Raw genomic sequence first — 9,170 nt, 5'->3', positions numbered from 1 at the left:
TTGTCGAGTTCTTCAGTGATTTGCTTTTCCCCGATACCTTTGAACTCACCGTCAGGAGAGAGCACTTTGACAGGGATGCCGTCAACCGGTGCCCAGTGGATGATCTTCATGCGGTCCTTTTTAAGGTTGGCAACTTCATCACCTACATAACTAGCCTGTAGCGGAGAAAGTGAAGTGATCTCTACATTGTACAGGTCCTTGAGGCGAATGCGTGAGCCTACCTGAAGCTGTTCCACATCGTCCTTGCACACAAGCACCTTGTCTGCAACATCTATGCTGCGATGTCCCTTGTTCTCGGTAGGGTGCTTAGGGGGTTTGACTGTGCGGGGCTGTGCATCGGCTATCGTAAGTTCCACAGGGTCCCATACGAAGAAGTACCTGCTCGCGATTGGATCCACCATTTTCCTGTTCTCGGCGTACAGCGTGTCCATGCTGATGCTCACATCGGTCTCGCCCACACCCATCTCTATCATGAACTTGCGAATGGCCTGGGGCAGTATTCCCCTTCTGCGCATAGCTCTCAGGGTCGGCAGGCGCGGGTCATCCCAGCCGGAATATTCACCTTCCTCTATGGACCGACGCAGGGTGCTGGTACTGAACTTGCCGAACTCATGCATCTTCACCCTGCCCCAGTGCAAAGTTTTCGGGTATTTCCAACCCAGATACTTGTAGATGTAGGTCTGGCGTGTTTCACTATCCATAAGGTCCTTGCCCCGGATGATATGGGTAGTGCCAAGCTCATGATCCTCAATGGCACCCTCAAAATCGAGCAGAGGCCACACTACGTACTTGTCATCGACCTCCGGCCGCGGGTGAGACTGTTTAACAATGCGGAATATTCCGTAATCCCTTATTGCAGGGTCCTTGTGCTTGATGTCGGTCTTCAGACGCAGCACGGCATCCTTCGCTTCATATTCCCCGGCCAGCATTTTATCCCAGTGCGTGAGGTTCTCCTGCGGACTTATGTCTCTGTGAGGGCAAGGCTCGCTGATATCCTTGTGGTTCTTGAAATCTTCGCTGGTACAGAAGCATACGTATGCTTTGCCCTGTTCGATGAGCTGGCGAGCATACTTATAATACAGAGGTATCCGGTCAGAAGCAATGACCACCTGGTCAGGCACGGCACCCAGCCACTTGCAATCGTCCAGGTACCAGTCGTAAGCCTCAAGCATAGGCCGCTTAGTCTGCGGGTCGGTATCATCGAACCTGATAATGAGCTTGCCCTCGTACATCTTCACATACTCGGAGTTCACCACTATGCCACGGGTACTTCCCAGGGTAGGAGGACCATTGGGATTGGGTGCAAAACGCATGACCACTTTTCCACACTCGGCACCTTCTAGAGGTTTCAAACCCTTTACAGGCTCCTTTTTTGCACACATGTTCTCTATCATTTCCGGAGCAAGCACTTCAAGTCTTGCCTGCCATTGCTCGGGAGTTTCTTTGGATACCCTTTCAAGGATCTCCTGTATCAAAGGCGAGACTTCCTTTGCACTGGCTCTCAGATGGGTGCACTCACCCATCACCTTCCCCATCACAGCCGCAAGTTGCGGGGCTTTTCCATATTTCACGGCATTTTGAAGTGCGTATTTCTCAATGATCTGTTTATCCTCATCAGTTAATGTCATCCGGACTCTCCCTGGATACGGAATTTAATTCCTATGTCATCTGAAGCGTATTATTTTGGTTTTAGTTGAGTGGAAACTAGTTAAAGTTAATGTTCTGTGAACCAAGACATTAAGCACAAAAATATAAAAATATATATCTCTTTTAGAACATACTACAAATATCAGATTGATCTTCCAATCTGAAGTATAGTGGCTGTCTTTTCCTGAAGTCTGGTCATATCGCTCTCAAAGTCCTTCAGGAATTTCTCCACAGCAGGACCTGCTATAGCACCCTGTATAGATGGTTTTATAAGTTGTTCCTGCTCCAGCACCCGGAGTGAATAGCGTACTTTATGGGTAGGCATTCCAGTCTCTTCGGCAATCTTAAGTATGCCGATCGGTCCCTTCTCAACTACTGTTTTGAGGACCATCAAGTGCCTTTCAGACAGGTCCATTTCCCGTTCGATCTGGTCGAAAAGCATTATACCACCTTGTTCTGCAGAATACCTATACCTTCGATATCTATCTCTACCACATCTCCGGGGTGAAAAGGACCTACACCCGGAGGAGTACCTGTGGCGATGATGTCACCAACCTCAAGTGTCATGATGTTGGATATGAATTCGAGTAGATAAGGTATTTCAAAAATGAGATTTGAAGTGCAAGAGTCCTGTTTTGTCACGCCGTTTACCCGACTGCGTATGCATACGTTCTCCGGGTCTATATTGGCTGCAGGTACTATGAAAGGACCAACAGGTGCAAATGTGTCAAAGCTTTTAGCACGTGTCCACTGGCCATCCCTGCGTTGAAGATCCCTTGCAGTGACATCGTTAAAACATGTATAGCCAGCTATCACATCAACTGCCTTTTCTCTTTTGATGTTCTTGCAGCGTTTGCCTATGATCACAGCCAGTTCCGCTTCAAAGTCCACCTGCTCGCTCATACGCGGATAAACTATCTTATCCAGATGCCCTATGACAGATGAAGGGGGCTTTAGGAAAAGCACCGGTTCTTTAGGTATGGGCATATTTACCTCAATGGCATGGTCATGGTAGTTCAAGCCTACGCATACGAGCTTCGTGGGCACAGCAGGGGGAAGAATGCTCAATTCGGAAAGTTCGAAGACCTTGCCTTCAACATTACCTTTTCCAAATACCTTGTTGCCATCCACGTTCCCATAAAAGGTTTCATCCCTGTACCTGAAGCGACCCAGCATATGGTTATGGATTTGCTTTCATTGTAGATAAGAGTGAGTGTTAGAAATAGCAAAAGTTTGGTGTATTTCTAGAGCACAAAAAGTACTCTGTACATTCAAATAGATGCCTCGGGTAAATTATTTAAGCTGACTCTGTGTAATTCCTCTTATGGATTGGTATGTGATAGATGCAGTGGAGGTAGCTTACGAGCGTACAAAAAGGTGCCTTTTTGAGCCCTTTGATCTCTGGAAATGGGTAAAACTTGCCATAATACTCATGCTCGTGGGTGGAGGGTCGGGTCACGGGGGAAATTCTTTCAACTCATTTTCAAACTCAATGGATTCAGACTATGGTTCCGGTTATGGCTCAGGTTATGGTTCGGACTATAACCCATTAGACTCTATAGGCGATACATTTGACTCGATTTTCAGTGCAGCTGTAATGGCAATTATAGCTCTGGTACTTTTCCTGATAATTATTTTCATGTATGTCTCAAGTGTCATGGAATTCGTGTTGGTGGAGTCTCTTGTCAGCAATAGTGTTAAGTTCTGGGAATACACTCGCCATTTCCTTGGAAAAGGGTTTCAGCTATTCATTATCAGGATCGCAGCACTTTTGTTGTCTCTGTTAGTGCTTGCAGTGTTGTTACTTCCATTTGTTCTTCTATTTGGGATGCCTTCAGGTGATTATTTCTGGTTGTCGTTCATCGGCGGAATGATGCTGGTTATATTCCTGGTTATTATTTTTGCAGTCATTGCCTCTGTTTTTGGATCATTCATAAGCATGTCCATACCCATAGCACTATATAACAATGTAGGAGTGTTGTCAGCTATTATGGAAGTTCTCAGGAAGTTCAAACTTGACTGGCAACAGATAGTTGTTTACTGGGTAGGAAGAGCAGTGTTGGGAATAATCGTTGGCATAGCAGCGCTAATTGTCATGATGCTCGCAATTCTGGTAACACTATTACCTTTCCTGATAGTGGATGGTATTCTCTACCTGTTGTTATCTTTGGTTCTATCAGGCTCAGAGTGGATAGTTCTTGTCCCGTTCATTCTGGTGGAAGTAATACTTTTCATAATTGTCATGGCTTTGGTAAGCATGCCTTTTGGAGCATTTCTCAAGTACCACATGCTGTCCTTTGTGGAAAAATGGTATCTGGAAGCAGGCATTCCTTTTGATCAGGGAATTGACCTTAAGGCATAGCAAGTAGCCGGACCGTTGATCTGGTCCTTATCTTTTTTCCCTTTCTTCTGTTGTTTTTGAAACATTTTTAGAAACGTTTGCTCAAACGCATACTATATATAAGTATACTTATTAATTCTAATATAGCGGTAGGCAATATCTTCTACCGCTTTTAAAACGTTCAGATCCGATCAATGAAATGTGGGAGAGACTAGGTTGGGTACATCTGAACACGGCCTAATGCTGATACTTAATTGGGGGAATTATAGATGAAATCATATAAGAGATCTATCTCAGTACCTCTTTTGATCCTTATTTTAATTGCGGGGATAGTTGTTACTGTTGGAAGTGCTCAGTCAGCTGATACTTCTTTGTATTCCCAGTATGGAGGATCAGCAAGGATAGTAGATACTGATAATACTGCTTCGGTACAAGTGGCACCATCCGGGATGAATCAATTTGTGGTTATACGTACCTTAAGTCCTGATATCATAGAGGTTGAAGTGGGCGATACAGTTACATGGACCAATCACCAAAGGCCAAAAAAGCCAATAGTTCTGGTAAGTGAGGATGATATGTGGGAACCCCAGACCATTTATTATGGTAAGTTCTTCACCTACACTTTCCTGAACCCGGGAACATATACCTTTAGCATAGAAGGTACACAGATGGAAGGTATAGTGATTGTCTCGGAAAAGAGGATGGAAAGCGTGGCTGAAGAAGAATCAGAAACTGCTACAGCTCCTGGTTCAATGCCCATGATGATATGGAACCAGACGAAAGATGTAACTGAGGGTATGATGCAAACCGTAACAGGAACCATTGCACAGCTTACCCGGGAGACAAATGAATTCCTTATGATAAGAACCCTGGAACCTACTTATATGGAAGTGCAGGCTGGTGAAACTGTTGCCTGGCATAATCTGCAGAGACCAAAGATGCCTATCGTGGTAGTAAGCAAAGAGAACCTGTGGGAACCACAGACAATCTATTATGGCAAGGTATTCAGTTTCGTTTTCGATACACCAGGTACCTATACTTTCATGCTGGAAGGCACTAATATAACAGGTACGGTAGTTGTTTCAGAGGTTTCCATGGCAAATGTACCGGAATCTGCAGAAGAGGCAGTCGTACCTAATGTTCCGGTATCAAGTCCGGTGATGGTGCAAAATGAAACAAGGGAACAAGTAGAGGAAAGAGCCGGGGAAATGGTGCAAACTGTTACCCAGACAAGGGAGTTCCTTATGATAAGAACCCTGGAACCCACATCAATGGAAATAAATGTGGGGGAATCTGTTACATGGAGAAATCTTCAAAGGCCGAAGATGCCGATAGTGGTGGTGAGCAAGGAAGATCTTTGGGAATCCCAGACCATTTACTATGGTAAGGTCTTCACTTATACATTCGATAAAACCGGTACCTATACTTTCATGCTGGAGGGCACTGATATATCGGGAACCATTATAGTGGTTTGAGTACATCTTCCCCTTTCGGGGAAGAAGCATACTTTTTAGTATTACTCAGATCAGTCGTGTGATCAGGTAAAGGACCAAAAGAACAATTGCACCCACAAGCCAGAATTTTATGGTTTCTGAAATTGGTATTCTCAGATTGGCGTTTTTTCCATCCATTTCAACATAAGAAGAGATCCCTGCTTTCTCCATTTGGATTTGTTTTCTTTCCTTACCAGTGGTTGATGTATTGCCTGCTGTAGGATTTTTGCCGGAAGTTGTAGGAATATCTCTCTTAATCGTATTATCATTTTTTGGCTCAGGTGATGAAGTAATAACCACAGTTTCATTTATTTTGTCAGGCATATTTTGTCTCGGTACATTATCATCCGGAACAATTTCCGGTTCAGGGCGGTTAAAACTGATCACTTCGGAAGACTTTACAGACTCCGGATCGGTTGGAATGAGATCTTTTTCCTCTTCAGATGCCGGAACCTCAGTTTTTCTTATATTGCTGAACAATGATTCTTCTCCCTGTGGAGGAGTAAAGGGCACGACTTCTTCAATTTCTTTTGCAATGACAGATTCTGTTTCCCCTTCAGGTGTTTCAGGTAAATAATCCTCTTCAGACGGTGTATATTGTGTCTCTTCCTGTGCATACTCTGTTTGTTCCCCTGTCATATCCGGTACATTGGTGTCTTCTTCCGGGAACGAGTTTGTCTTTTTTACACGAATATCCAGTGAAGGATCAAGAAGCGTAGCCCTGTCATAGCTTCTTTTTGCTTCGTCGAACCTGCTCAGGTCTTCAAGGATCCTGCCTCTTTTTAACCATGCACTGACATTATTAGGATCTAATTCAAGAGAACGGGTAAAATAATCCAGTTTCTTTTCCGGATCCTGGCTTTTGATCCCCATGTTAAACCAATTCTCTGCTTCCTTTTGTTTCTTCTTGGATTTTACGTCATCCATCAAACCCATAAGCACACCTCATTTCATTAACAAACCAATATATCTGCCATCCTTACAACTTATCAGATCCATTGGTATATATAATATACTGAAATGTAGGCATCAGTGATAATTGTTTAGCAATGAGCCTTGTATCAGAACAACTTTTTTTGTCCTGACGGTCCTCTTGCGTATTTACCGAATTCACTGCCTACCAGCTCTTCTCCGTTAAATACAGGTCCGTCCTTACAAACCCTCAGGCCGGCATCGTCCATACAGCATGCACCACAGACTCCGATCCCACACTTGAAATACCTGTGAAGGCTGAACTCCGTGTGTTTTAACGCTTCTTCCCGTTCAAGAATATCAAAGACCCTCTTCATCATCATTTCCGGACCACAGGTATAGATCTTGTCGTATCCTGAGATATCAAGTTCGTCCAGTACATCTGTCACAAAGCCGCAGCGATGTGCAGAGCCATCATCTGTGGTGATGTAGACCTGTCCGCATTGCAGGAATCTGTCCATAAATAACAGTTCATTGACATTCCGGGCTCCCAGAATGGTGGTTATCTGAGAACATGTGGAAAAAACCATCTCGGCAAGTGGTGCCAGAGGTGCTGCACCTACTCCTCCTGCAATAAGTAATACATGTTCTCCCTCTTTTGGAAGTGTGAACCCTCTTCCAAAAGGTCCTCTCAATCCTACATGCCCACCTTCCTGTATTTCGAACAAACGTGATGTGGCATCACCGACTTTCTGCACGGTAACGGCATTTTTGTAGGAAAGTGTCATGGGGATCTCATCCACTCCTCTTATCCATACCATAACGAACTGGCCTACCATGGCATCTTCGAACGAATGATCGAAAAAGAATGTACGGGTGGAGGGTGTTTCATCCACTATTTTGACAATATTTGCATTCAATGGAAGCATCAGAACCTCTCGTGTGCAATTCCTGTGATGTTTTCTGTCTTTGCATAACCATGCTCTTCCAGGAACCTGCTAATACCTTGGGATATATCGGAGAACACATTGAGCCCTTCATAGACTCCGGAGCCTATTTGTATGGCACTGGCACCTGCCATGATCATTTCTACGGCATGTTGCCAAGTAGATATGCCTCCTACTCCTATTATCGGTATATCCAGGTTCTCATAGAGGTCATAAACACATTTTACAGCAACAGGACGCACCGCATCGCCCGAAAGACCACCGAAGCGGTTACCAAGCACCGGATAACCGGAATGTATGTCTATTGCCATGCCACGTACTGTGTTTATGGCAACCACTGCATCTGCTCCTCCCTCCTGGGCTGCCTTACCTATTGTAACGATATCTGTGACGTTTGGAGTAAGTTTTACCCAAACTGGTATATCAGTAATTTCAGATACTGCTGAAGTAACTGCTTTTACCATTGATGGATCAGTGCCTACGGATGCACCATATCCCATGGCATGAGGACAACTGACGTTCAATTCGAATGCATCCGGTTTTCCAGGTACCAGACCTTCTGCTACCTTGCGGAACTCTTCTGCATTGCCACCGAAAATACTTGCTATCACCGGCACTCCGGCTTTATTCTTTGCTTTTTCCAGTTCCGGTAAAAAGGCTTCATAGGAAGGATTTGGTAAACCCATGGCATTCAGATAACCATGATCTAGCTTCACCATACTTGGATTGTTATGTCCGTCCTTGGGTTGTGGGCCGATGGACTTTGTTACCACGGCACCAGCACCTTCATGAGCCACCCGGATAAGTGCAGCTCCTGTGGTACCCATGATGCCTGCAGCAAGTATTGTCGGATTTTTTAAACGCAGACCTGTGATGTTCATCATGGAAAAACCCCTTAGGTCTTATTTGTTGATCCTTAGTTTGGAAACTGCTTCTTTCACCAGATCTTTCCCCCCCATAGCCACAAGTTCCTTGCCAAGCTTGGACGCATGGGTACGGTAGTTTTCAAGAGAGATGACCTCATCAATACGGACCTGGCGTGTACCATCAAGGGAAAGTACTTCTGCAAGTACTCTTACCTCATCATTGTTTATGAACTGTGAAAAGGAGCCTATAGGAGCTGTGCATCCACCCTCTACATCTTTTGTCACGATGCGTTCTATCTCGGTGGTGATACGTGTCTGGGTGTGATTAAGCTGGGAGGTCACTGTTTCGGCCTCTGAACCTGCTGGTGTCACGATCGCTATGGTTCCCTGGTTAGCAGAAGGGCAGAACCTGTCTGTATCCAGGCGTTCTACATCAAGCTCCCATTTCATGCGCTGTAAACCTGCTTCTGCAAGCAATATCCCATCGTAATGACCCTCCTCAAGTTTCTTCATTCGGGTATTGATGTTACCACGCAGATCTTTTATGTGCAGATCGGATCTGTATCTTAAAAGTTGGGCTCTCCTGCGCATAGAAGTTGTACCAAGTATCGCGCCTTTTGGCAGGTCATCCAGCTTTGCTCCATTTCTGGTAAGCAGCACGTCGTTGGGTGAATCTCTTTCAAGGACCGCAGAAGTTGTGAGTTCTTTCGGCCTGACAGTTGGCAGGTCTTTCATGGAATGAACTGCTATTTCGATCACTCCTTCCACCATTCTGTCATCCAGTTCACGTACGAATGCGCCTACACCTGCTACTTCATGGAGAGGTCTGTCTGTGAACCTATCCCCAGTGGTCTTTATTATCTTACGGCTTGTTTCGATACCCCTGTCAGCCAGCATTTTGGCAACAATGTCCGCCTGTGCAAGAGCAAGGGCACTGCCACGTGTTCCTATTATCATGTTATGG

At 45.0% G+C, this 9,170-nt stretch carries 9 protein-coding genes; 2 read left to right on the top strand and 7 right to left on the bottom strand.

Features of this window, described 5'->3' with window-relative positions; translation table 11 throughout:
- The 3 genes from ACCM36_RS05800 to ACCM36_RS05790 all read right to left on the bottom strand — a co-directional run.
- Nucleotides 1-1,628: glutamate--tRNA ligase (locus ACCM36_RS05800; RefSeq protein WP_370572807.1), on the bottom strand; the 1,628-nt coding region annotated here is incomplete at its 3' end.
- 161 nt (nt 1,629-1,789) lie between these two features.
- Nucleotides 1,790-2,089 carry a hypothetical protein gene (locus ACCM36_RS05795; RefSeq protein ID WP_370572806.1) on the bottom strand — a complete coding sequence of 100 codons (300 nt, stop codon included), beginning with the start codon at nt 2,087-2,089 and terminating at the stop codon, nt 1,790-1,792.
- Nucleotides 2,089-2,823 (bottom strand): fumarylacetoacetate hydrolase family protein, encoded by a 735-nt coding sequence (locus ACCM36_RS05790; protein ID WP_370572805.1) that lies wholly within the window; start codon nt 2,821-2,823, stop codon nt 2,089-2,091. The genes ACCM36_RS05795 and ACCM36_RS05790 overlap by 1 nt, the downstream gene beginning before the upstream one ends.
- Nucleotides 2,824-2,971: 148 nt before the next feature.
- On the opposite strand from ACCM36_RS05790, the gene ACCM36_RS05785 reads away from it, so the two are divergent.
- Both ACCM36_RS05785 and ACCM36_RS05780 read left to right on the top strand, forming a co-directional pair.
- Nucleotides 2,972-4,009, top strand: coding sequence for a hypothetical protein (locus tag ACCM36_RS05785; RefSeq protein ID WP_370572804.1), 1,038 nt, complete (start codon nt 2,972-2,974; stop codon nt 4,007-4,009).
- Nucleotides 4,010-4,257: 248 nt separating this feature from the next.
- On the top strand, nt 4,258-5,463 hold the full coding sequence (locus ACCM36_RS05780) for a hypothetical protein (protein WP_370572803.1): 1,206 nt from the start codon (nt 4,258-4,260) through the stop codon (nt 5,461-5,463).
- 45 nt (nt 5,464-5,508) lie between these two features.
- On the opposite strand, the gene ACCM36_RS05775 is transcribed toward ACCM36_RS05780, so the two are convergent.
- The 4 genes from ACCM36_RS05775 to hemC form a co-directional block, all read right to left on the bottom strand.
- Complete coding sequence (locus ACCM36_RS05775; RefSeq protein WP_370572802.1) at nt 5,509-6,417, bottom strand: tetratricopeptide repeat protein; 909 nt, start codon at nt 6,415-6,417, stop codon at nt 5,509-5,511.
- Nucleotides 6,418-6,542: 125 nt separating this feature from the next.
- Nucleotides 6,543-7,322 carry a dihydroorotate dehydrogenase electron transfer subunit gene (locus tag ACCM36_RS05770; RefSeq protein ID WP_370572801.1) on the bottom strand — a complete coding sequence of 260 codons (780 nt, stop codon included), beginning with the start codon at nt 7,320-7,322 and terminating at the stop codon, nt 6,543-6,545.
- On the bottom strand, nt 7,322-8,224 hold the full coding sequence (locus ACCM36_RS05765) for a dihydroorotate dehydrogenase (protein WP_370572800.1): 903 nt from the start codon (nt 8,222-8,224) through the stop codon (nt 7,322-7,324). The genes ACCM36_RS05770 and ACCM36_RS05765 overlap by 1 nt, the downstream gene beginning before the upstream one ends.
- Nucleotides 8,225-8,242: 18 nt before the next feature.
- A complete protein-coding gene (gene hemC / locus ACCM36_RS05760) occupies nt 8,243-9,163 on the bottom strand; it encodes a hydroxymethylbilane synthase (protein WP_370572799.1) in 921 nt (306 codons plus the stop codon).
- Nucleotides 9,164-9,170 lie beyond the last annotated feature (7 nt).

Source organism: Methanomethylovorans sp., from assembly GCF_041305605.1.
Taxonomy (GTDB): Archaea; Halobacteriota; Methanosarcinia; order Methanosarcinales; family Methanosarcinaceae; genus Methanomethylovorans.
This window is presented reverse-complemented; position numbering and strand designations above follow the sequence as displayed.

Coding starts and splice junctions, on each gene's coding strand:
- ACCM36_RS05790 (WP_370572805.1), bottom strand. CDS start 2,823: ATGCTGGGTCGCTTCAGGTACAGGGATGAAACCTTTTATGGGAACGTG.
- ACCM36_RS05775 (WP_370572802.1), bottom strand. CDS start 6,417: ATGGGTTTGATGGATGACGTAAAATCCAAGAAGAAACAAAAGGAAGCA.
- ACCM36_RS05795 (WP_370572806.1), bottom strand. CDS start 2,089: ATGCTTTTCGACCAGATCGAACGGGAAATGGACCTGTCTGAAAGGCAC.
- ACCM36_RS05770 (WP_370572801.1), bottom strand. CDS start 7,322: ATGCTTCCATTGAATGCAAATATTGTCAAAATAGTGGATGAAACACCC.
- ACCM36_RS05765 (WP_370572800.1), bottom strand. CDS start 8,224: ATGATGAACATCACAGGTCTGCGTTTAAAAAATCCGACAATACTTGCT.
- ACCM36_RS05780 (WP_370572803.1), top strand. CDS start 4,258: ATGAAATCATATAAGAGATCTATCTCAGTACCTCTTTTGATCCTTATT.
- hemC (WP_370572799.1), bottom strand. CDS start 9,163: ATGATAATAGGAACACGTGGCAGTGCCCTTGCTCTTGCACAGGCGGAC.
- ACCM36_RS05785 (WP_370572804.1), top strand. CDS start 2,972: ATGGATTGGTATGTGATAGATGCAGTGGAGGTAGCTTACGAGCGTACA.